This window comes from Streptomyces vilmorinianum (assembly GCF_005517195.1).
GTDB classification, from domain to species: domain Bacteria; phylum Actinomycetota; class Actinomycetes; order Streptomycetales; family Streptomycetaceae; genus Streptomyces; species Streptomyces vilmorinianum.
Window position 1 is genome coordinate 3,753,417 of sequence record NZ_CP040244.1, and the last position, 24,910, is coordinate 3,778,326.

Sequence of the window (24,910 nt, forward strand, 5' to 3'; positions counted from 1 at the left end):
ATCTTGCGCCATGAGGTCGGTTCCGGATAGAAACTCACCTGGAACAAGTGAGTTCCCAAAAGAGACTAACAAGACCCGGGGGTGGGCGCCGTATGAGCGGAACACAAGCGATCCAGGAACACGACCGACGCGACGACGAACGGGAGACCTCGTCGCCGGGTGTCTTCTGGCGTTTCTGGGCCGCCGCCACCGTCAGCGGCGCGGGCACCGCCGTCACCGCCCTCGCCCTGCCGCTCGTCGCCCTCACCGTCCTCGACGCCACCGCCTTCGAGGTCGCCCTGCTCGCCGCCGCCGGGCAGGTCTCGTGGCTGCTGCTCAGCCTCCCGGCGGGCGTCCTCGCGCAGCGCGTGCCGCTGCGCCGACTCCAGGTCACGCTCGACCTCGTACGGTTCGCGGCGCTCGGATCGCTGCCGCTCGCCTGGTGGATCGGCACGCTCACGTATGCGCACCTGCTGTTCGCGGCGCTCGTCACCGGCTCGGCGACCGTGCTGTTCGACATCGGCAATTCGACCTTCCTGCCCGCCGTCGTCCCGGCCCGGCGGCTGGCCGCCCGCAACAGCGTCATGTCGGGCACGCACGCCGTCACCGACACCGGCGGCCCCTCCCTCGGCGGCGTCCTGATCGGCGCGACAGGCCCGGTCGGCGCGCTCGTCGTGGACGCCGCCAGCTACCTGGCCTCCGCCGTGCTCCTGCGCACCCTCCCCGAGAGCCGCCCCGCGCCCCGCACCAGCGAGAGCGCGCTGCGGCTGATGCGCGAGGGATGGAGGTACGTCACCAAGCACCCGGTCATGCGCCCCTGCATGATCTGGGCGACCGCCGCCAACTTCCTCAACGCGGCCCTCCTCGCCCTCACCCCCCTCTACCTGGTCCGCGGGGCCGGCCTCGACTCCGTACAGCTCGGTCTCGTCCTCGCCATGGACGGGGTCGGCGCGCTCGCCGGCGCCGCCGTCGCGGTCCGCGTGACCACGCGCCTCGGCACCGCACGGGGCGTCATCGTGGCCGATCTGGCCGGCGGCGCGCTGCTCCTCCTCGCCCCGCTGACCACGTCGGCGGGGGACGCGTACTGGTTCGCCCTGGGCAACGCCGGCTTCGCCTTCGGCACCGTCATCGGCTCGATCACGACCCGCACCTACCGGCAGACGCAGTCGCCCCCGGAACTGCTGTCCCGCGTGATGGCCACGGTCCGCTTCGTCTCCTGGGGCGCGCTGCCCCTCGGTGCGCTCACCGCCGGCCTCCTCGCCACCCACGTCGGCGCCCATAACGCGCTCTGGACCGTCTGCGCCGCCGCCCTCCTGCCCCCGCTCTACCTCTTCTCCACCAAGGTGGGCCGCCACCGTGACCTCATCTGACGCCCTGACGCCACGACACCGTCAGATCGCTGACCACGTAGCCGCGTTCCGGCGACGGCGCACGATCTGCACGGCCGCGATCGCGTGGGGGAAACCGAGTCCGCGGGTGACGGTGGTTGTCTTGACGCGGCGGATCTCGTCACAGGGATGCCGTCGGAGTCCTTCAGCATCCGAGCCAGGTGCAGCAGGTTCCACGTCATGAACGTGGTGTTCCGGTTGGTGAAGTCGTGCTCCGGCCCACCCGACCCGGGGTCGAGATAGGACGGCCCCGGCCCCGCTTCCCCCACCCAACCCCTGTCCGCCTGCGGCGGGATCACGTACCCCAGACGCTGGAGGCTGTAGAGCACGTTCATCGCGCAGTGCTTCGCCCCGTCCTCGTTCCCCCCATCGAGAAACAAACGATCCAGCCACCCTTCTGCTGAGAGCGCGCGGATAGGCAGCCGACAGGTAGGGCAAGCACCAACCCCGTGATCGTGGAGTTGTGACGCTCTGCGCGGTCGTGACCCGAGGAGTACAGGAATCGCGAGGCGCGTCACGCCGGATCGTGGACCATCGAAACTCGGATGCCTGCGCCGCTCCCGTCTGCCAATCTCGGCGCCGTGCGTACGTTCGAAGAGCTCGTAGCGGAAGGCGAGGCCGTCCCCACCGCAGGGTGGGACTTCTCCTGGTTCGCAGGTCGCGCAACCGAGCAGCGACCTTCCTGGGGCTAGGCCTGGCTGCTTGCCGAGCGCATGGCCAAGCCTGCGGCTGGACTCGACATCCAGACGGGTGGTGGCGAGTGCTGGCCTCGGTCCCCGTTGCCCAGCCGGTGCTCGCGGTGACGGAGCCCTGGCCCCGAACCTTGCGATCGCCCGCCGTACACCGGCGAAGTTCGACGCGACCGTCGCCGAGGTCGAGGAGGCATCCGACCTGCCGTTCGTAGACGAGTCGTTCGACCCAGCACGTCGATTCCGGCACAGTGCGGGAAATGGCCGAATTCATGATGGGATCTCAGCAACCCGAGCCAGGCTCGACGCCGACGGCCACCGCCCACTCGGGTACGAGCCCGATTGCCGCTGTAGTGCCGCGGAGGTGGCGGGCTTGGACGTCGTCGATGTACGCCAGGAAGCTCTCCGGATGGAGTTCGACGACATTGCGGCGGTCGTCCACTTCCTCCGCAAGGTGATCTGGATCGTTCCCGGGTTCACGGTGGACGCCTACAACGCCTGGCGGAACTCCACTCCTTCATCTCGCGCCATGGTCCGTTCATGGCTCACTCGCAGCGTTTTCCTCATCGATACGCACCGGCGAAGGTAGCGAGCGTCGAGCCTTCTCCTGGAGTGCCTCCTCGTTCTGGGGTCGGTCGGGGAGGCGGGGTGGGCGGGGTGGGCGAGGTGGGCACACCTTGGCCGGGGTGTCGACGACCCGCGGTGCGAACGCCCATGGGTTTGCTTCCGGTGGCCTCCCTCGCACCTCGAATAACCGATATACCGAACAGGTCGAATTGCCGGACAGGCTTGGCGCTGAACGTAAACGGCACGCCTAATTCAGGTCAACTTGTGTCAGGGCCCGGATTTTTGTTATCCGGGCAGGGTGTAACGCTCCCGAGATGTGACTCGTCGAAAGCGTTGACGGAACCTCAGCTCGAAATCTATCTTCTGGTCGAACTGTCGCACGCTGTTCGTGATTTCGAACAATCAGGCCTTCCGTCGCAGTGGATCGACCGCGCGGAACGGCCCGGGCCCGGAGGATGCATGGAACGGAACCGTAAGAACGCTGCTCGCCCCGCTGGGCACCCTGTTACTCGTCCCGGGTATCCCCGTCCTTCAGAGGTGCCGCCTCCGGCGCCGCGCCGCCGGCATGTACGAGGGCTTGCGCCCGGCACGCCGAGAACACGCACCTGACGCCGCAGGGCCGCCCTTCAGGCGACGGCGGAAGTTTGAGGACAGGGCCGCCTGAGGGCCTGTCCGGCGGCGCCGGAGACCAGGCGCCTCATGTCACCGCACCCCTTCAGGCGTCCCGGCTCCGGGCCAGGACGCGCCAACCGCCTACTCAAGGATGTGAGAGGTCACCATGCGCAGACGCCGACTCCACCGCGGACACCCGTCCCTGGCGCTCCCCGCCGTGCTTGCGGCCCTGGTCTCGCTGGCCGCGATGCTCGTCGCCGGCCCGGCCGAGGCGGCCACCAGCGGCGCCTTGCGCGGTGTCGGTTCCGGCCGGTGTCTCGATGTGCCGGGCGCCGGCCGGACCGATGGCACGAACGTGCAGATCTGGGACTGCCACGGTGGGACCAACCAGCGGTGGACCCTGACCGACGACAACCAGCTGACCGTGTACGGCGACAAGTGCCTGGATGTTCCGGGCCACGCCACCACGGCCGGGACCCGACCGGTGATCTGGAGCTGCAACGGCGGTACGAACCAGCAGTGGCGGGTCAACGCCGACGGCACGGTCGTCGCCGTGGAGTCCGGGCTGTGTCTGGACGTCTCGGGTGGCGGTACGGTCAACGGCACCGCGGTGCAGCTGTGGAACTGCAACGGCGGCGACAACCAGAAGTGGACCGGCCTGTCCGGGCCGGGCAGCACGTGTGCCCTTCCGTCGACGTACCGGTGGACCTCGACAGGTCCGCTGGCGCAGCCGGCGAACGGGTGGGTCGCGCTGAAGGACTTCACCACCGTGCCGTACAACGGCCAGAACCTGGTCTACGCGACCACCTCCGACGGTTCGTCGTGGGGCACGATGGCGTTCCGTCCCTTCACGAACTGGTCGGACATGGCGACGGCCACCCAGACCGGCATGAGCCAGGGCTTGGCGGTGGCGCCCAAACTGTTCTACTTCGCGCCCAAGAACATCTGGGTACTGGCCTCGAACGGGTGGGGCACCGCCTGGCCCTTCACCTACCGCACGTCCAGCGACCCCACCAATCCCCACGGGTGGTCCGCCCCGCAGCCGCTGTTCACCGGCAGCCTCCCCGAAAGCGGCCCGATCGACCCGACCCTGATCGGCGACGACCAGAACATGTACCTGTTCTTCGCCGACGACAACGGCAAGATCTACAAGTCGACCATGCCGATCGGGAACTTCCCGAGCAGCTTCGGCTCGTCGTACACGACCGTCATGAGCGACACCGCGAAGAACCTTTTCGAGGCGCCGGAGGTCTACAAGGTCCAGGGCCGGAACCAGTACCTCATGATCGTCGAGGCCCGGGGGGTGAACGAGCACCGCTACTTCCGGTCGTTCACCGCCTCCAGCCTGAACGGCCCGTGGACCGTCCAGGCCGGCAACGAGAGCAGCCCCTTCGCGGGCAAGGCCAACAGCGGTGCCACCTGGACCAACGACATCAGCCACGGTGACCTGGTCCGCGTCAACTCCGATCAGACCATGACCGTCGACCCCTGCAACCTGCAGTTCCTCTACCAGGGCTACGACCCCGCCACACCGCAGGGGACCCCCTACCAGCGACTGCCGTACCGGCCGGGCCTGCTCACCCTGCAGCGCTGATCCGCCGCATCTGATCAACGGCTCATGACCCCCGCCCATCCGGTCCGCACAGCGGCTCCCGTTGTGCGGGCCAGGAAGGAATCCCCATGGTTCCCCTGCCCCGACGATTACTGCGTCTCCTCACGGCCGCCGCACTGACGCTCACCGCGTGCGTCACCGCCTCCGCCCACACGACCGCCGAGGCCGCGCCGGGCAGCCCGGCGCTCACCCCGCCGATGGGCTGGAACAGCTGGAACAGCTTCGGATGCGGGATCACCGAGGCACAGGTCCGCCAGGCCGCCGACACGATGGTGTCCTCGGGCATGAAGGACGCCGGCTACCAGTACGTCGTCGTCGACGACTGCTGGTTCGACCCGCAGCGCGACGCGGCGGGCAACCTCCGGGCCAATCCGACCACGTTCCCGAGCGGCATGAAGGCGCTCGGGGACTACATCCACAGCAAGGGCCTGAAGTTCGGCATCTACCAGGCACCCAACGAGCGCACCTGCGCACAGGGCGTGGGCACCTACCCCGGCTCCACCGGCAGCAAGGGCCACGAGGCCCAGGACGCCGCCGCCTTCGCCTCCTGGGGCGTGGACTACCTCAAGTACGACTGGTGCTCCGGCAACGGCACCCTCGGTGAACAGGTCGAACGGTTCACGATCATGCGCGACGCCCTGCGCGCCACCGGTCGCCCGATCGTCTACAGCATCAATCCCAACAGCTTCCACGCCCCCACCGGTGCCACATACGACTGGGGCGAGGTCGCCGACCTGTGGCGGACGACCGAGGACCTGCTCGACATCTGGCAGAACAACAACACCAACAGCTACCCGATGGGCGTCGGCAACGTCCTGGACGTCACCGCGCCGCTGGCCGCTCAGTCGGGTCCGGGTCACTGGAACGACCCCGACATGCTGGTCGTCGGCCGCCCCGGCCTGTCACTGACCGAGTCCCGCACCCACTTCGCCCTCTGGGCGCTGCTGGGCGCCCCGCTCATGGCCGGCAACGACATCCGCACCATGTCCGCCGACGTGAGCTCCATCCTGCGCAACCCCCGCCTGGTGGCGGTGAACCAGGACCCGCTGGGCGCGGGCGGACGCAGGGTGCGCGACGACGGCGGCACCGAGGTGTTCGCCAAGCCCCTGGCCGACGGCTCGGTCGCCGTGGGCCTGCTCAACAGGGGAGGGAGCACGACGACCATCACCGCCACGGCCGCGCAGGTCGGCCTCACCGGGCAGTCGTTCGCCCTCACCGACCTGTGGACCGGAGGCACTTCGAGCACCTCCGGCCAGATCTCCGCGAGCGTGCCCGCGCACGGTGTCGCCGTGTTCAGGATGACCGGGGGGAGCCCGCAGGCCGCGACCACCGCACGCCTGCGCGGCACCGGATCGGGCCGCTGCCTGGACGTGGACCGCGCCTCCACCGCGGCCGGGACGCGGACGCTGATCTGGGACTGTCACACCGCCGCCAACCAGCTCTGGACCACATGGGCCGGAGGCGAGATCCGCGTCTACGGCGACAAGTGCCTGGACGCCTCCGGCCAGGGCACCGCCGACGGCACGCCGGTCGTCATCTGGCCCTGCAACGGCCAGAACAACCAGAAGTGGACCGCGCAGGCCGACGGGTCGATCCGCAACGTCCACGCCGGTCTGTGCCTCGACGCGAACGGGGCCGGCACCGTCAACGGAACCCCTGTCGTCCTGTGGACCTGCAACGGCCAGAGCAACCAGAAGTGGACCACGCTCCCGTGACGCGCGACCCCAAGAAAGGCAACCCCATGAGAAGGTCCTGGATCCGCCCCCTGATCGCGCTCGTCGCCGCCGTGCTCGGAGTGACGGCGGCAGGAGCGGCCCCCGCCTCCGCCGCCTCCGACACGCCCCTGCGGGTCATGCCGATGGGCGACTCGATCACCTGGGGCGTGGGAAGCAGTACGGGCAACGGGTACCGGGGGGCGCTGTGGGACAGGCTCGCGGCTGACGGCCATCCGCTGGACTTCGTGGGCACGGGGCGGGCCGGTTCGATGTCCGACCCCGACAACGAAGGCCACTCCGGATACCTCATCGAGCAGATCGCCGCCCTCACCGACGCCTCACTGACCCGATACCGGCCCAACGTCGTGACGCTGCACATCGGCACCAACGACCTCGACCGCTCCCACCAGGTCTCCACCGCCACCGCCCGGCTGAAGTCCCTGGTCGGCAGGATCACCGCCGCCGCACCCGACGCCACCGTCCTCGTGGCCTCCCTGGTGGTGTCCACCAGCGGGTCCGAGGAGCAGTACCGTGCCGCGTACAACCAGGCCATTCCCCAGATCGTGAGCGAAGCGCAGGCCGCGGGCAAGCGCGTCGCGTACGTCGACATGAGCGGCCTGACCACGGCCGACCTGGCCGACGCCCTGCACCCCAACGACTCCGGCTACCGGAAGATGGCCGACGCCTTCCACCGCGGCGTCCAGGCCGCGGACAGCGCCGGGTGGCTGAGGAACCCCGCCCCCGCCCCCGCGCGCGTGCAGTCCGGCATCGCCGGCAAGTGCATGGACGTCAACGGCGCCGGCACCGCCGACGGGACCGCGGTCCAGACGTGGAGCTGCGGCGGCGGCGCCAACCAGTTCTGGTCCGCGTACACCGACGGCACCCTGCGCTCCATGGGCAAGTGCCTCGACGCCGCCGGCGCGGGCACCACCAACGGCACCAAGGTGCAGCTCTGGGCCTGCCACGGCGGCGCCAACCAGGTCTGGCAGCCCTACAACGGCGGCTACCGCAACCCCGCCTCCGGCCGCTGCCTCGACGTCCCCGGCTCCTCCACCGCCGACGGCACGCAGCTCCAGCTCTGGGACTGCCACAGCGGCTCCAACCAGAAGTGGACCACCCTGAGCGCCGGATGACGGCCGCTCCCGGGATCCGAAGCCTGCCGGGCTCGGATCCCGGAAGAGCTCCGGTGCCAGGCGCGTCAGAGTCCGCGGCTGTGCCGGAACCATGCCGGGGACGTTCCGCAGGCGTCGGTGAAGACCCCGTGGAAACGGCTGACCGAGCGGAAGCCGGCGGCCGCGGCCACCTGACCGGCGGGAAGGTCGGTGGTCGCCGGCAGTCGGCGTGCTTCGGCGAGCCGGTACGGCTTCAGGTGCTCGCCTTCGTGGCGCCCACGACCTTGCGGAACCGGTTCATGGCGTAGGCCGGGTCGCGACGCGGTGCGGTTTGTCGTCGTCGGCGGCCGGACCTTCGACCGTTCCGGCCCGCGCTCAACGGTGCTCGGGGTTCTCGAAGTCGAACCGGCAGCCGGCGTCCCATTCGGAGCGCTGGTTTCCGCGGGCGGGGATGCCACCGGTGTCCTTGAGCATCCTCGCCAGGTGGAGCTGGTTCCAGGTCATGAAGGTCGTGTTGCGGTTCGTGAAGTCGTTGTCCGGCCCGCCGGAGCCGGGGTCGAGGTACGACGGGCCCGGGCCGGCCTCGCCGACCCAGCCCGCGTCCGCCTGCGGCGGAATGACGTATCCGAGGTGCTGGAGGCTGTAGAGGACGTTCATCGCGCAGTGCTTGGCGCCGTCCTCGTTGCCGGTGATCAGGCAGCCGCCCACACGACCGTAGTAGGCGTACTGGCCGCGCTCGTTGAGGATCGACGAGCAGGCGTACAGACGCTCGATCACCTGCTTCATGACTGAGGAGTTGTCTCCCAGCCATACAGGTCCAGCCAAGGTGAGGATGTCCGCGGCCATTACCTTCGAGTAGATCACCGGCCACTCGTCGGTCTCCCAGCCGTGCTCCGTCATGTCGGGCCACACACCGGTCGCGATGTCGAGATCCACCGCTCGCAGCACCTCGACCTCGACGCCCTGGCGCTCCATGATCCCTCTACTGATGTCGATCAGCCCCTGCGTGTGGCTCCGCTCCGGCGAACGCTTGAGCGTGCAATTGATCACCAGGGCGCGGAGACCACGGTAGGACGTGTCAGTGTCGGTCATGGATGCGTTCCCCTGCGGACGAGTGGGCGGGTCGGGCGGCGAATCACGCCCGGTTGCCGACGTCGATAGGCTCCGGGTTGGGTCGGCCGAAAATCGCGTCCACTCTCTCGCCTCGTTGGACGGAATGACCGAACGCCACGCCATTGCTGACGAAGTCGGCTACCCGATCACCCGCGTGGCCTCACAGCCATGACATGTATCGCGGGATCAGATCTCCACGCCTGCTGCTCCATCACCGCCCTGCTGCGGCCGATCAGCCCCTCGGTGTTGCTGACCTCCAGGGAACGCTTGAGCGCGCAGTTGACGTACAGGGCGCGCAGGTCGTCGGAGCGGTACGTCGTCGCGGGCATCGGCCGTCTCCTCGCGGGGTGGGGGTACCGGAGTGCCGCGGTACCCCCACCAGCCTCCGCATCCCCCGGCGGAAGGGCCGATCGGGGGTGACCGACCGGATGACGCGCGCTATGTCGGGAACCGCACGCGCGCGGCCACGGGCAGATGGTCGCTGCCGGTGTCGGGCAGGGTCCACGTCGCGGTCACCTCGGCGCCGCGCGCCAGCACCTGGTCGATCCGCGCGAGCGGCACGCCCGCGGGCCAGCTGAACGCGAAGTCACCGCGACTGCCCCGCACCCGGCTCGTGACGGGAGCGAGCCCCCGGTCGTCGACCGTGCCGTTGAGGTCGCCGAGGACCAGCACCGTGGGCGCGCGCTCCGCCGCGAGCGCACGGCCGAGCAGCACGGCGCTCTCGTCGCGCCACGCCGTGGCGTACCCCTCGGCAGGCCGAACCCGGACCGACGGCAGATGCGCCACGTACGTGGCCACCTCCCCCCGCGGCCCGCGCACCACGGCGCGCAGCCCCCGATCCCAACCGCTGCCCACCGCCCGCGGCCTGAGGTCGACACGGGCGATGTCCACCAGCGGATACGCCGACCACAGGCCGACCGACCCCACCGTCGCGTGGTACGGGTGGGTGCGCCCGAGGGCCGTGCGGTACGCGGGCAGGCTCTCCGGGGTGAGTTCCTCGAGCGCGACGACATCGGGGTCGGCGCCGAGGAGGACACGCGCGACGCGGGACGGGCTGGTGTTCTCGTCGCTCACGTTGTGCTGGACGACGGTCAACTCGTACGCGGCGGGGGAGCCGGCCCCCGAGGGCAGGAGCACCTCCCGGAACACGCCCACCCAGACGACGGCGGCCACCAGACACGCCACCGCCGCGACAGCCGATCGGCGCACGACGGCGACGACGAGCCCGGCCGGCACCGCGAGCCCGAGCCACGGCAGGAAGGTCTCCAGCAGGCTCATCGCGTTCCCCGGCAGGCGAGGCACCGCGGTGTGGAACAGCAGCAGACAGGCGACGACGGCCGTCACCGCCGCGGTGACCAGCCCGCGGGTCCTTCTGATCGCCTCCACCACGCCCCCTCGGGGGAGGGGACGCCGCAACGGGAGATCCAGTTCCCGGCCCCGTCACAGGACCGCGATGGCGAGCGGGCGCTGACCGGCGGTGAGTCGGTGGGTGGCGCCCTTCGGGAGGTCGATGACGGTGATGCCGTTCCAGTAGCCGTCCCGGGTGAAGCCGCCGGTCACGTACGCGGTGCGGCCGTCGCGCGACACGGCGACGGCCTCGTGGGGACCGTCGAGGGGGTAGAGCCGTTCGGCGCCACCGGGCGCGCGGACCGTGAGCGAGGGGCCCGCGTCCTCGGCGGGGTCGATCGGGCCCGTGCCGACGACGAGGAGGGTGCCGTCGGGGGCGATCGTGGCGCCGTGCTGGTGGGTGTCGGCGGTCATCGGCGCGATCTGCGAGCGGCCGGTCCGCGGATCGACCACCACCAGCCGTTCGCCCTCGAAGGGAAGCAGCAGCCTGCCGTCGGAGGGACGTACGACCGCGTAGTGCGGCTTGAGCCAGGAGCCGAGACCGCCTTCGGTGCCGTACGGGGCGACCTCGATTCGGCGTGGGACGAGCGTGTCCGTCGGCACGACCGTGACGTCGAACGAGTCGTGCCCTGTCGCGTACACCTCGGAGCCGTCCCGCGACACGTCGACGTCGAACGGGCGGCGGCCGACGGGGACCGTCGCGGTCACCGTGCGGCTCGCGGTGTCGATGACCTCCACGGCGCCGTCGCCGCCCGGGACGTTGACGCCGACGTACACCCGGCTGCCGTCGGGGGAGAGCGCGATGCCCATGCCCCCGCCGCGGTACTCGCCGGTGGTGACGGGGCCGGTGGGGGTCTCGTACGGGACGAGGGCGAGCCGTTCGCGGGTACGGGTGTCGACGACGGCGACGCCCTCGGCGGTGGCCACCCACGCGCGGCCGTCGCCGCCGACGGCCAGGCCGTACGGCGCGGTGCCCACCTCGACGGAGGCGAGCGCGCCGCGCTTCGGGTCGACGAAGGTGACGGTGTCCGAGCCGAAGTCGGCGACGAGGAGGGTCCCCTCGGGGGGCGTGCCGGTGACGGCCGGGGTGGGGGAGGCGGCCCCGGGAGACCCGCCACCGGGCGCGCAGCCCGCGAGGACGGCCACGGCCATCGCTCCGGGCACGAGGAGGCGCGCGGCCCGCCGGAGACGTAGCAGGCTCATCGGGAGCCCGCCCGCCCCGCCGCCTCCAGCAGGCCTGCGATCCGGTCGAATCCGCGCCGCCGCGCGTGCCGGAGCGGCGTCGTGCCGTCGTGGTCCGCGAGCAGCGGATCCGCCCCCGCGGTGATCAGCAGCTCGACGATCTCCTGGTGCCGGCGACCGCCGTCGCCGAGGATCACCGCCTCCAGCAGAGCGGTCCAGCCGAGCCGGTTGACGTGGTCGACGTCGATGTCGGTCTCCCGCAGCACCGCCCGTACGTACGCGACGTGGCCGCGCTCGGCCGCGGGGATGAGCGAGATCCCGCCGAAGCGGTTGGTGAGTGTCAGGTCCGGGCCCGCGGGCAGCAGGACGCGCATCATGCGCACGCTCCCCGTGACCCCGGTGACCAGCCACGGCGTGTCGTCCTGGCCGTCCCGTGCGTCGGGGTCGGCGCCCGCCGCGACAAGCAGCTCCGCGGCGCCCACACGGTCCTCGCGGGCGGCCAGGAGCAGCGGGGTGCGGCGCTCGCCGTCCCGGCACTCGACATGCGCGCCGGCGTCGAGCGCGGCACGGACCTCGGCGGTGTCCCCGCGGCGCGCCGCCGCGAGCAGAAGCCGGTCGTTCGGATGCATGGAGGTTCTCCTTCTCACGGCTGTCAGCAGCACGGACGTCGTTCCTTCAGGGGGCGCGGGACCGCTCGGCCCCTCCCATCCTGCGTGCGCCGCGGCCCTCGGCCGGTCGGCCCAGCGGGTGGCCGTGGAGAGCCGTCCGGTGGACAGCCGGGTCAACCGATCGGAGGACACGGGGGAGCGGGGGCGGAAGTGTTCCGGTCGGCCATGGCGGCGGCGCCGACGATCTGACGCCGAGTCGGTGACCTGACCACCACTCCCGCACCGTCGCTCACGGGAAAAGCACTGTCCGCCCGGGTTCCCCGCAGGTGAGAATGAGCCACCACTGACCAGGAGGAACCCATGAGCCAGGCGTACCTGACTCTCCAGGAGCTGCTGCCGCCGCAGGAGCTGGCGGCGGCGCTCGACGCCGGACACGTCACCCGCAAGGCACACCCCGAGCTGCCGCTGTCGATCTACACGTACACGCGGGCGTGCCAGTACGAGCGGGTCTGGAACCAGGTGACCACGCGCTGCCGTGGGCTCGTCGCCGACGACGCCACCGGGCGGATCGTGGCGCTGCCCCTGCCGAAGTTCTTCAACATCGGGGAGCACGAGGCCGGTCAGCCTTACGCGCCCGCGCTGCCCGACGAGCCGTTCGAGGTCTACGACAAGGTCGACGGCAGCCTCGCGGTGATCTTCCACTACGCGGGCCGGTGGCAGGTCGCGTCCAAGGGCTCCTTCATCAGCGCCCAGGCGACGTGGGCCCAGCGCCGGCTCGACGGCATGGACACGGGGGCGCTCACCCCCGGAGTCACCTACCTCGCCGAGATCCTGTACCCGCAGAATCGTATCGTCGTCGACTACGGCGACCGCCGGGACCTCGTGCTCCTCGCCGCCTTCGGCCCGGACGGCACGGAGATCCCCCTCGCCGAGGCCGCCGCGGACTGGAAGGGCATCGGCTCCGTCGTCCGGACCTGGCCCGCCATGCCGCTCGGCGAACTCGTCGCTCTGACCGAGTCGAACACGCTCCCCGGCGGTCACGCCGCCACCGGCACCGACGCCGAGGGCTTCGTCCTGCGCTACGCCTCCGGTGTGCGGGCGAAGGCCAAGCTGAGCGAGTACGTACGGCTGCACAAGGTGCTGACCGGGGTCACCGAGCGCGACATCTGGCGCAGCCACGGCATCCAGCGATTCGCCGGGATGTCCGTGAAGCGACTGGCGCAGGGCCTGGGTTGCTCCGTCGCCGAGCTCGGCGGCATCAAGGCCGCGGCCGGCCGGCCGCTGGACGCCCTCCTCGAGCAGGTGCCGGACGAGTTCGACACCTGGGTGCGCGGGGTGATCGACCGCCTGGAGGACGAGGCGGCGGCACGCGAGCGCGCCATCGACGAGGCGTACACGCGCGTCGCCCACCTCGCCGCGGACCGGGGCGCCTTCGCCCGGGCCGTCCGGACCCTGCCCGTCGACCAGGACGTCCGCTCGGCCATGTTCCTGCGCCTCGACGGGCGTCCGACCGACCTCGTCGTCTGGCGCGCCGTCAGGCCCGAGGCGTCCGACCCGTTCACGACCGATGTGGAGAACTGAACCGTGCCCGTAGTACACGTCATGACGGGGCTCCCCGCCTCCGGGAAGACGACGGCCGCCCGGCGGCTTCAGGCCGAGGCCGAGGGCCGGATGCGCCGTGTCAACCTCGACGACCTGCGCACCATGCTCGACATCCCGGCCCCCGAGCGCGGCCGCTCCCACGCGCACGAGCGGACCGTCCTCGACATCCAGGACGCGGCGGTCCGTTCGGCCGTCGAGGGCGGATTCGACGTGGTCGTCGACAACACGCATCTGACGCCCCACATCCCCAAGCGGCTCAAGGCCGCCGTCATGGGCCTCGACGCGGGCTTCGTCGTGCACGACTTCACCGACGTGCCGGTCGAGGAGTGCGTACGGCGTGACGCCGAGCGGGAACGCTCCGTCGGCGAGGAGATCATCCGTGTCCTCGCCGAGAAGCACGCCAAGGCCACCCGGGGCGGGTGGCGGCTGACCGCCGAGTGGCTGGGCACGCAGCCGGCGGCCGAGCCGTACGTCCCCGACCCGGCACTGCCGTCGGCGGTGATGTGCGACATCGACGGCACGCTCGCGCTGCGCGGCGACCGCGGCCCGTACGACTTCACACGGTGCGACCTCGACCTGCTCAACGTCTCGGTACGGCAGGCCCTGCGCGCCTTCCGCAGCGCCGAGAACGACACGATCGTGCTGCTGTCCGGGCGCAGCGAGGACCACCGCGGCATCACCGAGGAGTGGCTCGCGCGCCATGACGTGCCGTACGACGAGCTGTGGATGCGCGCGTCGGACGACGGCCGCAGCGACGACATCGTGAAGGCCGAACTCTTCGACGCGCACGTACGCCACCGCTACGCGGTACGGGTCTCGCTCGACGACCGCGACCGCGTGGTCGCCCTCTGGCGCCGCATGGGCCTGCCGACCTGGCAGGTCAACTACGGCAACTTCTAGCCGGTGGGTGGTCTCCGCCCCGAGTGGAGACCACCCACCGCCCCCGTCACGTGCGCGTCGCGGCCGCGTCGAGCAGGATCCGCGCCAGCTCGCGCGGCTGGGAGAACATGGGCCAGTGGCCGGTGTCCATGGTCACCAGCCGCCAGTGCTCGCTCTTCAGCAGCGTCGCCACGGCGTCGTTCGGCTCGGCGCCGTCCAGCAGGCACTTGATGTACGTCGCGGGCAACTCGCCGAGCGGGCGGGCCAGTTCGGCCGGTTCGGTGAGCGTGGCGCCCGGCTGCGGCGTCGCGCCGCCGACGATCCGGGCGATCTGCCCGTCGGTGAGCCCCTGTCCCTCGAACTCGGGCGCGGTCAGCGGGACCCAGAACCCGTCGTTCTCGGCGAGCGCCGCCTCGAAGGCCGCCTGCCCCTGCCACCAGGCGGAGGCCATCGACGCCCCGTGCGCGGGCACCTCGGAGTCCACGAAGACCACCCGGGCCAGCCGGTCACCGATCCGCTCGGCCGCCTGGCCGACCGGGATGCCCGCGTAGCTGTGCCCCACGAGGACGACATCGCGCAGATCGAGGCGCTCGACCACCTCGACGACGTCTGCCACATGCGTCTGCTGCCCGGCCGCCACCCCCTGTCTCTCGGCCAGCCCGGACAAGGTCACCGCGTGGGCCCCGTGGCCGGCCGCGCGCAACTCCGGCACCACCTCGTCCCACGCCCACGATCCGAGCCAAGCCCCTGCCACGAGTACGAAATGTGTCATGGCCGCACCGTAGCGGGAGGCACTGACAATCGGGCCGGCGCGGCCGATGCCCGAGGGCCGGACCGGCCACAACGGGTCACCGCCCGGCTACGACTCGCAGACGGCGCCCACGCGAGGCCCACGATCCCGTGCCCACCGCGTCTACCCTGGGTGTATGGGCAGTGACCTGGTCAGACTGTTCCTCTGCGGCGATGTGATGCTGGGCCGCGGGGTGGACCAGATCCTCCCTCATCCCGGTGACCCGGCCCTGCGCGAACGGTATGTGCACGACGCACGGTCCTATGTGGCGCTCGCCGAGGCGGTCAACGGCCCCGTTCCCCGGCGGGCGGACTTCGCGTATCCCTGGGGGGTCGCGCTCGACGCCCTGGACGCCGCCGCACCCGACGCCCGCGTCACCAATCTGGAGACGGCGGTGACCACGAACGGCGCGTTCGCCCCTGGCAAGGCGGTCCACTACCGGATGCACCCGGCCAATCTGCCGAGCCTGGCCGCCGTGCGCCCCGACGTCTGCGTCCTGGCCAACAACCACGTCCTGGACTTCGGCCGCGGCGGACTCGACGACACCCTCGCCTCCCTGGCCGCGAACGGACTGCGCACGGCCGGAGCGGGCGCGACCGCCGAAGAGGCGCAGCGACCCGCGACCGTCGGCCTTCCCGGGGGCGGACGCCTCGTCGTCCACGCCCTCGGCATGGCCTCCAGCGGCATCCCGTACGACTGGGCCGCCACCGCGCGGCGCGGCGGAGTCCACTTCGCCGCCGCGCCGGCCGACACCGCCGCCACCCAGCTCGCCGGCCGGGTACGGGACGCCAAGAACCCCGGCGACATCGTCGTGGTGTCGATCCACTGGGGTTCGAACTGGGGCTACGCGCTCTCACGCGCCGAGGTCGAGCTCGCGCACGCGCTGATCGAGGGCGGCGTCGACATCGTGCACGGCCACTCCTCGCACCACCCCCGGCCCCTGGAGGTGTACCGGGGAAAACTCGTCCTCCACGGCTGTGGCGACCTGATCAACGACTACGAGGGCATCACCGGCTACGAGCAGTACCGCGACGATCTGCGCCTGCTCCACCTCGCCTCGGTGAGGCCCGAGGACGGCGGACTCCAGGAGGTGCGCATCATTCCCCTGCAGGCCCGGCGCATGCGGCTGGAGCACGCCTCCGGCCGGGATGCGCGGTGGCTCCACGACGTTCTCGGCCGGACCAGCCGGCCCTACGGCGCGCAGGTCGCCCTCGACGAGGACGGAAGCCTCGTCGCCCGCCCCGCCTAGCGGGACACGGCGCGGACCGGCCGGCGCGCACTGCTTCGGAGCAGGGAGACGAACGGGACATGTACTTCACCGATCGCACGGACGCCGGACGGCAACTCGCTGCCCGCCTGGGCCATCTCAAGGACCGTGACGTCGTGGTCCTGGGACTTCCACGCGGCGGCGTGCCGGTCGCCGAACAGGTTGCCGACGCACTCGGGGCTCCCCTGGACGTCTGTCTCGTACGCAAGCTCGGCGTGCCCTTCCAGCCGGAGCTGGCCATGGGCGCCATCGGCGAGGGCGATGTGAGGGTCCTCAACGACCACGTCCTGGCCGAGACGGGTGTCTCCGACCGCGACCTCGCGACCGTCGAGGAACGGGAACGCGCCGTGCTGCGGCAGCGGTCCGAGCGCTACCGCGGGACGAAGGAGCCGGCCCGGCTCGACGGCCGGACGGCCGTGGTCGTCGACGACGGCCTGGCGACGGGCGCCACCGCGCTGGCCGCCTGCCGGGTCGTCCGCGCCCAGGGGGCCGCACGGATCGTGCTCGCGGTTCCGGTCGCGCCGCTCGGCTGGCCGGAGCGGCTCGGCGGGGAGGCGGACGAGACGGTCAGCGTCCACGAACCGGAGTTCTTCTACGCGATCGGCCAGTTCTACCAGGACTTCTCACAGACCTCGGACGAGGAGGTCGTCGCCTGCCTGGAGCGCGGCCACAGCGGGAACAGCACCGCCGCGCAGGACGCAGAGGTGCGCATCCCGGTCGGCGACGTGCGGGTCGCGGGCCGGCTGGTGGTGCCCGAGGGCGCCGCGGGCGTCGTTCTGTTCGCCCACGGCAGCGGCAGCAGCCGGCACAGTCCGCGCAACCGGGCCGTGGCGGACGACCTGAACAGGGCCGGACTGGGCACCCTGCTCTTCGACCTGCTCACCGAGGACGAGGCCTTCGACCGGGCCAATGTGTTCGACACCGAACTCCTGGCCGGCCGGCTGGCCCAGGCGACGGCGTGGCTCGGCGCCCGGACCGGCCTGGAGGGGCTGCGGACCGGCTACTTCGGCGCCAGTACGGGGGCGGCGGCCGCCCTGTGGGCCGCGGCGGACCCCTCCTCCACCGTGGCCGCGGTGGTCTCCCGCGGCGGCCGCCCCGACCTGGCCGGACCACGCCTGGCCGAGGTGCGTGCCCCCACACTCCTCCTCGTGGGGAGCCTCGACACCCTCGTCATCGACCTCAACGAACAGGCCCAGCGTCAGCTCCGCTGCGAAAGCCAGCTGGTGATCGTCCCGGGCGCCAGTCACCTCTTCGAGGAGCCCGGCACGCTGGAACAGGTCGGCGAACACGCCGCGGCCTGGTTCACCGACCACTTCTGACGGCTACGGCACGTACGCCTGGCGGCTCGCGCACGTCCAGATCACCGGGTGGGCGACCCACGACGCGTCCACGGCGACACCGCCGACCCGGTCGTCGTCGAAGACCGCGCGGGCCCGGGCGTCGCGATCGGCCGTGAGCGAGGGGAGGGCGAGGAGCGGGCCGTGTCCCGGCCACAACTGCGCCTGGTACGGCGGGACCGGGGTGTCCTCCGCGTGCGTCATGGCGGCCCCGACCGAGACACCGGTCGTGGGGCTGATCGCCTCGAACGTGCCCTCCTGGCGACCGGCGAGGACGCCGGGGGAGGAGCCGTGGTCCTCGTACGGGGGCGCCCAGACCCACGGCTTGTGGTCCGGGTCGAACCGGTCGGTGACCGAGACGTACCCCGTCACCCGGCCCGCGTCGTCGATGCCCTCCGCGAGGTTGTGGACCAGCCACTCCGCGCGGGCGACGGGCAGGGCGCGTGCCGGGCCGCCGTCCGCCGGCCACAGGACCGGGAAGGAACTCCAGGTGAAGCCGTCGGGACCGTCGTACGACTGCTCGGCCGCGCCGATCACGTCTCCGCGCGTGTTGATCCCGGTGATCCGCTTCACGCTCGTGCCCGGACCGGCGTCCGGCGGCAGCGGCAGCGTGCGCGCCACCTGTCCGCCCCGCCACTGCTTCGCCGTCCCGTCGGCGTCCACGGCCGCGACGATCCCGGCGTCGTTCACATCGACGTCGTACGCGCCCGGCGCCCCGCCCTCGGCGAGCAGCCGCACCGAGGTCGCCCCCGGGCGGTAGGTGAACAGAGCGGTCGCGCGGTCCGACCGCCGGCTCACCCAACCGGCCATGAGACCTTGCCGGTTGACGGCTCGGACGACCCCCTCGTCATACCCCTCGGGCATCGGCACCCGATGGAGCCGCTCACCCGTCCAGTACACGGGCAGGCTCCCGCTGGCACCCACGGCGAGGCCGCGCGGTCCCAGATCGTGCACGCCCTCGGTGGTGAAGCTGCCGCCGGCGGGCGGGAGCGAGGGCAGGGCCCGCGGGCCCGACGCGCAGGCTTCGGTGCCGGGCGCGAGGTCGGCGGCGGTCCCGGCCGCGGTCTCGGCCGCGGACTCGGCCGCGGCGGGACCGGCCGCCGTCAGCAGACCGGCGAGTGCGGCGGCCGCCGCGGACACGGCAAGGGCTCTCTTCATCGCTGTTCCCCCCTGGGACGGGATCCGCGCTCCCCGGCCGCGGATCATCAGGCGCCCATCCTGCCCGCCACGATCGCACCATGGGACGGAATACCCCATACCGCTTGGGGCGCGACGGCGAAGGCCCCGGCCCCGGCCCGCAAGGGGCCAGGGCCGGGGCCTTCAGCCTGCGTCGATGCCCGCCGAGGGTCAGTACGGCCCGTTGACGTTGTCGATGGAGCCGTAGCGGTCCGCGGCGTAGTTGCACGCGGCGGTGATGTTGGCGACCGGGTCGAAGAGGTCCATCGAGGTGCCGGGCACGTGATAGGCGAGGAAGGTCGGCTCGATCACCTGCAGGAGGCCCTTGGAGGGGGTGCCCTTCGCGGCGTTGGAGTCCCAGAGGTTGATGGCCTGCGGGTTGCCGGAGGACTCGCGCATGATGTTGCGGTGGATCCCGTCGTACGTACCGGGAATGCCGTACTTCGCCATGACGTCCAGCGACTCCCGGATCCAGCCGTCGAGGTTGTTGGCGTAGCTCTTGGCGGCGGCGGCCGGAGCGGCGGCGGCCGGGGCGGCCTTCGCCGGGGCCTTCTGGGTGGCCGGGACGCTCCGCTGCTGCGAGCGGTCCGCGCGGTCCGTGGCGTCGGTGCGCTTGGTGGTCGAGGACTTCGGCTTCGGAGCGGTGGCGGATTTCCCGCGAAGCGTCAGTTCGAGTCCGGGATGGATAAGTGACGGATTGTCACCGACAGCGCTGCGATTGGCCTGGTACAAGGCCTTCCAGCCACCCCGCACACCTTGCTCGTGAGCGATCAAGGAAAGGGAGTCGCCCCGGGTGACCGTGTAGGTCTTGGGAGCGGAATTCGGTGCGACGGTCACCGATTCCGCGATCTTCGCCGAGACGCCGGCGGCGGTCTTCTCGACGGTCGCGATCTCGGGAGCCTTGTGGGGCGTGGCGTGCGCGGTGCCGGCCGTGGCGACCAGGGGGAGCGCCAGTGCGGCGCCACCTGTACCGGCCAGGGCGATACCGCGGCTGAGGGGACGTCGCTTGGGGCGCCGGTGCTTACCGTGTGCGGGCATGACAGATTCCTCTCCGGCGCCTGCGGGGTGAGCTGTCGGGTTCGGGCTGGAGATGCCCGGCCGCACGCATGCGACTTCACCCCGAGCCGCTCCGGGAATCCGGACCGGCGAAAAGTGGGTCCCCCGCTCCTGCCTACGGGTGAATGGTCGGTCTTTTCGGGCGGTGGCAGGATTCGGCGATCCGCCCGAGTGGAGGTGACCGTAGGCGAGAAATGTCGGCCGAAACAAGATGCCGAGTCCGTGGGTAATTCCCGGGGGATTTTCGCGCGGCGCCGAGTGCGCCGAACTTCCTTGAGGCGCAAGGGGAGGGGCGCGGCGGGAGGGCGCCGTCACCCTGCGGCGTGATTCATCTCACCCGGCGAGAAAATCGGTCATTCCGGGAAATTCCGCTGCGCCGATAAAAGGGATACAAGGAGCTGAAAAGGCCACTTGTATCCCTTTTGGTCGGTACGTGGGTGTACGTCAGCCCGTGACGCTCGGGGCGCCCGTCTCGATGTGGCCGGTGTAGCGGCGCGACCACGTGCCGTCGATGTCGGCGAGGACCGTGAAGTCGTACCAGCCGTTGTGGTAGGCCACCGCGTTGAAGAAGTCCTCGCGGGAGGAGTTCGCCGCGACCGTGTACGTCCACGGCCCGTCCGTGCGGTAGGCGTTCGACCGGATGGTGAAGGTCACCGGCGAGGCGGAGGTGTTGGTCATCGTGAAGTAGAGGGCCGTCTTCCCGGTGCCCGGCTCGGTCGCGAAGCGGGCCGCGACCTCGATGGCCTTCCCCGCCTTGGAGGCGTCGCCGATGAAGCGGCGCAGGAAGCGGTTGGGGCCCATCATCGAGATGTCGTACTTGCCGGACCCCGAGCCCGTCCCGATGTTGAAGTAGTCCGTGGACGTCGCGCCCGGGTCGACGGTGTACTGCCAGGCCGCCGTGTCTCGGTACTGGTGCGGGTGGATCGCGAAGTGGGCGGCCCGCTTCGCCTGGGCGCCCTGGTTGGTCATCGAGAACCAGGCGAGGATCTTCCCGGCCGCCCCGAACTCGAACCGGTCGAGATTGCCGTTGACCTGGTACGGCACGGCGCGCGCCGGGCGGGTGCCGGCCTCCTGCGCGGGCAGGGCGTTGTCCTGGGGCACCGGGTTGGGCAGCGGGGCGCAGGTGGACTGCCCGATGACCTCGGCCGTGGAGGGGAGGCCGGAGGGAACACCGTAGACGGGGCGGGCGAAGTCGAAGACGCCGGTCAGGTCGCCGGTGACCTTCCGTCGCCACGCGCTGATGTTCGGGCAGGTGGCGGGGGTGCCGAGGGCGGCCGTCCAGGTCTCCATGAAGCGCAGGACGGAGGTGTGGTCGAAGACCTCGGAGCTGACCCAGCCGCCGCGCGTCCACGGGGACATGACCACCATCGGGACACGGAAGCCGAGACCGATCGGCACCCCGTCGAGATACTCGCCCGGCGTGCCGGGCGGCGCGACCGGCGGCGGGACGTGGTCGAAGAAGCCGTCGTTCTCGTCGTAGTTGAGGAAGAGGACCGTCGCGTCGAAGACCTCGGGGTTCGCCGCCAGCGCGCGGTAGACGAGGTCCACGAAGTGCGCGCCGTCGCCGGGCGGGGCGTACGGGTGCTCGGAGAAGGCCTCGCTGGCCACGACCCACGAGACCTGCGGCAGCGTCCCGGCGACGACGTCGGCGCGGATCGCGGCCGCGATGTCGTCGGGCGTCGAACCGGTGACCTTGGGCACCGATCCCATGCCCCGGTCGTACAGCGGGTCACCGGGCCGTGCGTCGGTGAACTTCCTGAAGTACGCGAGGCCGTTGTCGCCGTAGTTGTCCTGCGCGTTCTGGTAGACCTTCCAGCTCACGCCGGCCCGCTGCAGCGCCTCCGCGTACGTCTCCCAGGTGAGCCCGGACTCCTCGCCGCCGTCCTTGCTGGAGGCGTCGATCCTTCCGCTCCACAGGAAGGTGCGGTTGGGGCCTGTGGCGCTGAGCGCCGAGCAGAAGTACGCGTCGCAGACGGTGTAGTTGTCGGCGAGGGCGTAGTGGAACGGGATGTCGCCGCGGTCGAGATAGCCGAGCGTACGGGTGTTGCCGACGCCGGTGACCCAGTTGTCCATCCGGCCCTTGTTCCAGGCCGCGTGCTGCGAGGTCCAGCTGTGCGGAAGGTCGCCGTTGCACTGGGCCAGGGTCTCGCCGTCGACGCCGCCCGCGGGCGGGGTGGCACTCAGCTTCCACGGGTACTGGCGGCCGCCCCAGTTGGGCTGGTTGAACGTACCCCAGCCGCCCGGGAGGTTGCCCGCGGCGCGGTCGCCGAAGCCGCGGACACCGCGCAGGCGGCCGAAGTAGTGGTCGAAGCTGCGGTTCTCCTGCATGAGGATCACCACGTGCCCGACGTCGGTGATGGTGCCGGTGGCCGCCGCGGCGGTGGCCGATGCCGTGCCCGGGGGGAGGGCCGCGCCGGCCACCAGCCCTGCCCCGATGCCGACGAATCCTCTGCGGCTGATGGGAGTCATGCCCCGCCTCTCGTGTCACCGCGTGCCCCTGCGGCACATCGAGGACAGGATGGGGGAGGGGCGCCCAAAGGTATACGGCCGTGCAGTAATTCTTGGGTGAACTTACGAGGGACACAGGGGAGTTGATGGTCAGGGTGAGGGTCCGATTGGTGCACGATCGAACCAATGGAGATCCCGGTACCGTGCATCCATGACCGGCTCCGCGCAGCGCCCCCTGCTGTTCCTCGACATCGACGGCCCGCTCATCCCGTTCGGCGCCCCACCGGGGACGTACCGGACGTACGCGCGCCGGGGCGAGGGGGAGGAAGGCGCGTCGAACCCGCTGCTGGCCAGGATCGACCCCGCCCACGGGCCTCGCCTGTCGGCGCTGCCCTGCGAGCTGGTGTGGGCGACGACGTGGATGGCGGACGCGAACGCGTGCGTCGCGCCGCGGCTCGGTCTGCCGCCGCTGCCCGTGGTGGACTGGCCCGATGCCCCGGACGAGGACCCGGCGGGCCGGCTCCACTGGAAGACCCGCGCGCTCGTCGAACGGGCCGCCGGGCGGCCCTTCGCCTGGGTGGACGACGAGATCGGCGACGCCGACCGGACCTGGGTCGCCGCCCACCACCCCGGACGTGCCCTCCTGCTCCGCGTCGATCCCCGGCGCGGCCTCACCGACGCCGACTTCGCCGCCCTCGACGTCTGGCTGCGCGCGAACCAGCCGTACTGACCTACGCCCGCGCCGCGCCCCCGTCGCGGCGCAGCATCAGCAGCGCCGCGTCGTCCTCCGCGTGGGGGCCGGTGGCGAGGGTGGCGAGGATGTGGTCGGCGAGTTCCTCCAGGTCGGAAGGGCCGTCCGCGAAGGCGGCGGCCAGACGGCCCAGACCGTGGTCGATGTCCTCGCCCGGCTTCTCGATCAGGCCGTCGCTGTACAGGAGCAGGGTCGCGCCGGGGGCCAGATGGGCCGTGGTGTGCGGGTAGCGGGCGAGACCCCACTCGCCGGGGAGGCCCAGCGGAGGACCGCCCGCGAGGTGGAGTGTGCCGACCGTGCCGTCGGCGCGCCGCAGCAGGGGCGGCGGGTGGCCCGCGTTGGCCGCGTGGACCTCCCCCGTGGCGAGGGTGATCCGCAGGTACTGGCAGGTGGCGAAGCGGTCGGCGTCCAGGTCGGCGAGGAACGCCGAGGCCTTGGCGAGCACGCGGTCGCAGCGGTGGCCTTCCGCCGCGTACGCCGTCATCGCGACGCGCAGCTGGCCCATGAGCCCTGCGGCCTCGGTGTCATGGCCCTGGACGTCGCCGATCGCCAGCCCGACGCCCCCGTCCGGCAGGGCCAGCGCGTCGTACCAGTCCCCACCGACACGGACCCCCTCCCGGGCGGGCCGGTAGCGCACGGTGATCCGGCCCCCGGGGGTCGCGGGGAGCCGGCGCGGCAGCATGGCGTTCTGCAGGCCGGCGGCGATCTCCCGCGACTGGTCGAGGAGCAGTACGCGGTGCAGCGCGCGGGCGACCGCCTTCGACCAGGCGGTCATCACGGCGTGGTCCGCGGGGGTGAAGACGGCCTTCCGCTCGTAGAACACGCCCATGGCACCGACCGGCTGCCCCTCGTTCACCAGGGGCAGGAACGCGGCGGCCGTCGCCCAGAAGCCCTCCCGATTCGGTTCGAGCCGGGGGTAGCGGTCCAGGAAGTCGCGGACGGAGGTGAAGAAGAGCGGCCTGCTCGACCGTACGACGTCGTTCAGCGGCCAGGAGTCCGCGAGCCGGGACTTGCGCGGGGGGTGGGTGGCCTCGGCGGTCAGTACGGTGCGGACGAAACGCAGCCGCCCCTGCTCGAGGACGGCGAGGGACATGGCCCCGGCGCCGAGCCGGCGCGCGCTGCGCTCGTCGCCGAGGACCGCGGCGACGTCCTCGACGCTCATCGCCCGGGCCAGCGCGAGCACGCCCTCGCCCAGGGCGCCCAGCCGCTCGTGGTCCTCCTCGCCGTCCCGGTCCTCCTCGCCGTCCCGGTCCTCCTGGCCGGGCAGGCCGCGGCCCGCGCCGCCGTCCCGGCGGGCGGACGGCGACAGATCCAGGGTGGCGTCACGGACCACCCCCACGAGCTGTGCGGGCCCGTCCACGCCCCCGCGTACGACGCTTCCCGTGGCGTGCGTCCAGCGGCTGCCGCCGTCATGGAGACGGACGTGGAAGTAGGTGCTGTACGTCGATGTCCGGCCGGCCAGGAGATCCGCGGCGAGCCGCGACAGGAGCGCCCGGTCGGCCGGCGGGATCCGGGAGCGCAGATCGGCCGTCCGCCCCTTGTACTCGGTCGGCGACAGACCGAGCACGGTACGGCCCACGGCGTCCAGGACCAGGCGGCCGGTCGCCGGCACCCAGACGAAACAGCCCACGCCGGCCGCCGCGAGCGCCTCGCCCCGGTCGAGCCGCGGCCCCATGCCAT

21 protein-coding genes, 1 pseudogene and 1 riboswitch are annotated in these 24,910 nt (G+C 71.6%); of the genes and pseudogenes, 10 read left to right on the top strand and 12 right to left on the bottom strand.

The annotated features are described in order from the left end of the window. Positions 1 to 92 precede the first annotated feature (92 nt). Positions 93 to 1,349 carry an MFS transporter gene (locus tag FDM97_RS17705; protein WP_137991379.1) on the top strand — a complete coding sequence of 419 codons (1,257 nt, stop codon included), beginning with the start codon at positions 93 to 95 and terminating at the stop codon, positions 1,347 to 1,349. Between the two features lie 143 nt (positions 1,350 to 1,492). Here FDM97_RS17705 and FDM97_RS36440 read toward each other — a convergent pair. Continuing rightward, positions 1,493 to 1,732: pseudogene (locus tag FDM97_RS36440) on the bottom strand (flavodoxin family protein); the annotation flags it as partial. A gap of 697 nt (positions 1,733 to 2,429) precedes the next feature. On the opposite strand from FDM97_RS36440, the gene FDM97_RS37100 reads away from it, so the two are divergent. From FDM97_RS37100 to FDM97_RS17730, 4 genes are all read left to right on the top strand, one after another. After that, positions 2,430 to 2,645 carry a hypothetical protein gene (locus FDM97_RS37100; protein WP_217510242.1) on the top strand — a complete coding sequence of 72 codons (216 nt, stop codon included), beginning with the start codon at positions 2,430 to 2,432 and terminating at the stop codon, positions 2,643 to 2,645. Between the two features lie 756 nt (positions 2,646 to 3,401). After that, positions 3,402 to 4,829: a non-reducing end alpha-L-arabinofuranosidase family hydrolase gene (locus FDM97_RS17720; protein ID WP_137991380.1), complete on the top strand. Its 1,428-nt coding sequence runs from the start codon at positions 3,402 to 3,404 to the stop codon at positions 4,827 to 4,829. A gap of 86 nt (positions 4,830 to 4,915) precedes the next feature. Further along, complete coding sequence (locus FDM97_RS17725; protein WP_137991381.1) at positions 4,916 to 6,562, top strand: glycoside hydrolase family 27 protein; 1,647 nt, start codon at positions 4,916 to 4,918, stop codon at positions 6,560 to 6,562. Positions 6,563 to 6,588: 26 nt separating this feature from the next. Continuing rightward, positions 6,589 to 7,695, top strand: coding sequence for a ricin-type beta-trefoil lectin domain protein (locus FDM97_RS17730; protein WP_137991382.1), 1,107 nt, complete (start codon positions 6,589 to 6,591; stop codon positions 7,693 to 7,695). 65 nt (positions 7,696 to 7,760) lie between these two features. On the opposite strand, the gene FDM97_RS37105 is transcribed toward FDM97_RS17730, so the two are convergent. The 6 genes from FDM97_RS37105 to FDM97_RS17760 all read right to left on the bottom strand — a co-directional run bounded on the left by FDM97_RS37105 (position 7,761) and on the right by FDM97_RS17760 (position 11,945). Next, positions 7,761 to 8,132, bottom strand: a complete 372-nt coding sequence (locus tag FDM97_RS37105; protein WP_137991383.1) for a helix-turn-helix domain-containing protein — start codon at positions 8,130 to 8,132, stop codon at positions 7,761 to 7,763. Next, complete coding sequence (locus tag FDM97_RS17740; protein WP_137991384.1) at positions 8,050 to 8,766, bottom strand: flavodoxin family protein; 717 nt, start codon at positions 8,764 to 8,766, stop codon at positions 8,050 to 8,052. Before FDM97_RS17740 ends, FDM97_RS37105 begins: the two co-directional genes overlap by 83 nt. 167 nt (positions 8,767 to 8,933) lie before the next feature. After that, complete coding sequence (locus tag FDM97_RS17745; protein ID WP_432816223.1) at positions 8,934 to 9,116, bottom strand: hypothetical protein; 183 nt, start codon at positions 9,114 to 9,116, stop codon at positions 8,934 to 8,936. Positions 9,117 to 9,225: 109 nt separating this feature from the next. Then, positions 9,226 to 10,173: an endonuclease/exonuclease/phosphatase family protein gene (locus FDM97_RS17750; protein WP_254705634.1), complete on the bottom strand. Its 948-nt coding sequence runs from the start codon at positions 10,171 to 10,173 to the stop codon at positions 9,226 to 9,228. A 54-nt stretch (positions 10,174 to 10,227) separates the two neighbouring features. Continuing rightward, entirely contained in the window at positions 10,228 to 11,337 is a 1,110-nt protein-coding gene (locus tag FDM97_RS17755; protein WP_175439151.1) for a YncE family protein, read from the bottom strand. Continuing rightward, positions 11,334 to 11,945 carry an ankyrin repeat domain-containing protein gene (locus FDM97_RS17760; protein ID WP_137991385.1) on the bottom strand — a complete coding sequence of 204 codons (612 nt, stop codon included), beginning with the start codon at positions 11,943 to 11,945 and terminating at the stop codon, positions 11,334 to 11,336. Before FDM97_RS17760 ends, FDM97_RS17755 begins: the two co-directional genes overlap by 4 nt. Before the next feature lie 339 nt (positions 11,946 to 12,284). Here FDM97_RS17760 and FDM97_RS17765 point away from each other — a divergent pair, with 339 nt between their 5' ends. Both FDM97_RS17765 and FDM97_RS17770 read left to right on the top strand, forming a co-directional pair. Then, positions 12,285 to 13,505, top strand: coding sequence for an RNA ligase (locus tag FDM97_RS17765; protein WP_137991386.1), 1,221 nt, complete (start codon positions 12,285 to 12,287; stop codon positions 13,503 to 13,505). 3 nt (positions 13,506 to 13,508) lie between these two features. Then, the gene (locus FDM97_RS17770) at positions 13,509 to 14,426 is read left to right on the top strand and encodes a phosphatase domain-containing protein (RefSeq protein ID WP_254705635.1); all 918 of its coding nucleotides are present in this window, start codon (positions 13,509 to 13,511) and stop codon (positions 14,424 to 14,426) included. A 46-nt stretch (positions 14,427 to 14,472) separates the two neighbouring features. Here the strand turns inward: FDM97_RS17770 and FDM97_RS17775 are convergent, their stop codons facing one another. Continuing rightward, positions 14,473 to 15,177 carry an alpha/beta fold hydrolase gene (locus tag FDM97_RS17775; protein ID WP_137991387.1) on the bottom strand — a complete coding sequence of 235 codons (705 nt, stop codon included), beginning with the start codon at positions 15,175 to 15,177 and terminating at the stop codon, positions 14,473 to 14,475. Positions 15,178 to 15,331: 154 nt separating this feature from the next. On the opposite strand from FDM97_RS17775, the gene FDM97_RS17780 reads away from it, so the two are divergent. Together FDM97_RS17780 and FDM97_RS17785 are read left to right on the top strand one after the other, a co-directional pair. Beyond that, positions 15,332 to 16,444 (top strand): CapA family protein, encoded by a 1,113-nt coding sequence (locus FDM97_RS17780; RefSeq protein ID WP_137991388.1) that lies wholly within the window; start codon positions 15,332 to 15,334, stop codon positions 16,442 to 16,444. Positions 16,445 to 16,503: 59 nt separating this feature from the next. Continuing rightward, on the top strand, positions 16,504 to 17,781 hold the full coding sequence (locus FDM97_RS17785; protein WP_137991389.1) for a phosphoribosyltransferase family protein: 1,278 nt from the start codon (positions 16,504 to 16,506) through the stop codon (positions 17,779 to 17,781). 3 nt (positions 17,782 to 17,784) lie between these two features. On the opposite strand, the gene FDM97_RS17790 is transcribed toward FDM97_RS17785, so the two are convergent. The 3 genes from FDM97_RS17790 to FDM97_RS17800 form a co-directional block, all read right to left on the bottom strand. Continuing rightward, the gene (locus FDM97_RS17790; RefSeq protein ID WP_137991390.1) at positions 17,785 to 18,957 is read right to left on the bottom strand and encodes a hypothetical protein; all 1,173 of its coding nucleotides are present in this window, start codon (positions 18,955 to 18,957) and stop codon (positions 17,785 to 17,787) included. 189 nt (positions 18,958 to 19,146) lie between these two features. Beyond that, positions 19,147 to 20,013, bottom strand: coding sequence for a transglycosylase SLT domain-containing protein (locus FDM97_RS17795; RefSeq protein WP_137991391.1), 867 nt, complete (start codon positions 20,011 to 20,013; stop codon positions 19,147 to 19,149). A gap of 2 nt (positions 20,014 to 20,015) precedes the next feature. Further along, positions 20,016 to 20,173: riboswitch (cyclic di-AMP (ydaO/yuaA leader) on the bottom strand. 302 nt (positions 20,174 to 20,475) lie between these two features. Continuing rightward, complete coding sequence (locus tag FDM97_RS17800; RefSeq protein WP_137991392.1) at positions 20,476 to 22,500, bottom strand: phosphocholine-specific phospholipase C; 2,025 nt, start codon at positions 22,498 to 22,500, stop codon at positions 20,476 to 20,478. 190 nt (positions 22,501 to 22,690) lie between these two features. On the opposite strand from FDM97_RS17800, the gene FDM97_RS17805 reads away from it, so the two are divergent. Continuing rightward, positions 22,691 to 23,209 carry an HAD domain-containing protein gene (locus tag FDM97_RS17805; RefSeq protein ID WP_137991393.1) on the top strand — a complete coding sequence of 173 codons (519 nt, stop codon included), beginning with the start codon at positions 22,691 to 22,693 and terminating at the stop codon, positions 23,207 to 23,209. Position 23,210: 1 nt separating this feature from the next. Here the strand turns inward: FDM97_RS17805 and FDM97_RS17810 are convergent, their stop codons facing one another. Then, complete coding sequence (locus tag FDM97_RS17810; protein ID WP_175439152.1) at positions 23,211 to 24,905, bottom strand: SpoIIE family protein phosphatase; 1,695 nt, start codon at positions 24,903 to 24,905, stop codon at positions 23,211 to 23,213. Between the last annotated feature and the right edge of the window lie 5 nt (positions 24,906 to 24,910).

What these genes read in the sequence shown, in the direction of transcription:
- FDM97_RS17760 (WP_137991385.1), bottom strand. Translation starts at nt 11,945, where the DNA reads ATGCATCCGAACGACCGGCTTCTGCTCGCGGCGGCGCGCCGCGGGGAC.
- FDM97_RS17800 (WP_137991392.1), bottom strand. Translation starts at nt 22,500, where the DNA reads ATGACTCCCATCAGCCGCAGAGGATTCGTCGGCATCGGGGCAGGGCTG.
- FDM97_RS17775 (WP_137991387.1), bottom strand. Translation starts at nt 15,177, where the DNA reads ATGACACATTTCGTACTCGTGGCAGGGGCTTGGCTCGGATCGTGGGCG.
- FDM97_RS17755 (WP_175439151.1), bottom strand. Translation starts at nt 11,337, where the DNA reads ATGAGCCTGCTACGTCTCCGGCGGGCCGCGCGCCTCCTCGTGCCCGGA.
- FDM97_RS17765 (WP_137991386.1), top strand. Translation starts at nt 12,285, where the DNA reads ATGAGCCAGGCGTACCTGACTCTCCAGGAGCTGCTGCCGCCGCAGGAG.
- FDM97_RS17810 (WP_175439152.1), bottom strand. Translation starts at nt 24,905, where the DNA reads ATGGGGCCGCGGCTCGACCGGGGCGAGGCGCTCGCGGCGGCCGGCGTG.
- FDM97_RS17795 (WP_137991391.1), bottom strand. Translation starts at nt 20,013, where the DNA reads ATGCCCGCACACGGTAAGCACCGGCGCCCCAAGCGACGTCCCCTCAGC.
- FDM97_RS17780 (WP_137991388.1), top strand. Translation starts at nt 15,332, where the DNA reads ATGGGCAGTGACCTGGTCAGACTGTTCCTCTGCGGCGATGTGATGCTG.
- FDM97_RS17790 (WP_137991390.1), bottom strand. Translation starts at nt 18,957, where the DNA reads ATGAAGAGAGCCCTTGCCGTGTCCGCGGCGGCCGCCGCACTCGCCGGT.
- FDM97_RS17705 (WP_137991379.1), top strand. Translation starts at nt 93, where the DNA reads ATGAGCGGAACACAAGCGATCCAGGAACACGACCGACGCGACGACGAA.
- FDM97_RS17740 (WP_137991384.1), bottom strand. Translation starts at nt 8,766, where the DNA reads ATGACCGACACTGACACGTCCTACCGTGGTCTCCGCGCCCTGGTGATC.
- FDM97_RS17785 (WP_137991389.1), top strand. Translation starts at nt 16,504, where the DNA reads ATGTACTTCACCGATCGCACGGACGCCGGACGGCAACTCGCTGCCCGC.
- FDM97_RS17805 (WP_137991393.1), top strand. Translation starts at nt 22,691, where the DNA reads ATGACCGGCTCCGCGCAGCGCCCCCTGCTGTTCCTCGACATCGACGGC.
- FDM97_RS17745 (WP_432816223.1), bottom strand. Translation starts at nt 9,116, where the DNA reads ATGCCCGCGACGACGTACCGCTCCGACGACCTGCGCGCCCTGTACGTC.
- FDM97_RS17720 (WP_137991380.1), top strand. Translation starts at nt 3,402, where the DNA reads ATGCGCAGACGCCGACTCCACCGCGGACACCCGTCCCTGGCGCTCCCC.
- FDM97_RS17730 (WP_137991382.1), top strand. Translation starts at nt 6,589, where the DNA reads ATGAGAAGGTCCTGGATCCGCCCCCTGATCGCGCTCGTCGCCGCCGTG.
- FDM97_RS17725 (WP_137991381.1), top strand. Translation starts at nt 4,916, where the DNA reads ATGGTTCCCCTGCCCCGACGATTACTGCGTCTCCTCACGGCCGCCGCA.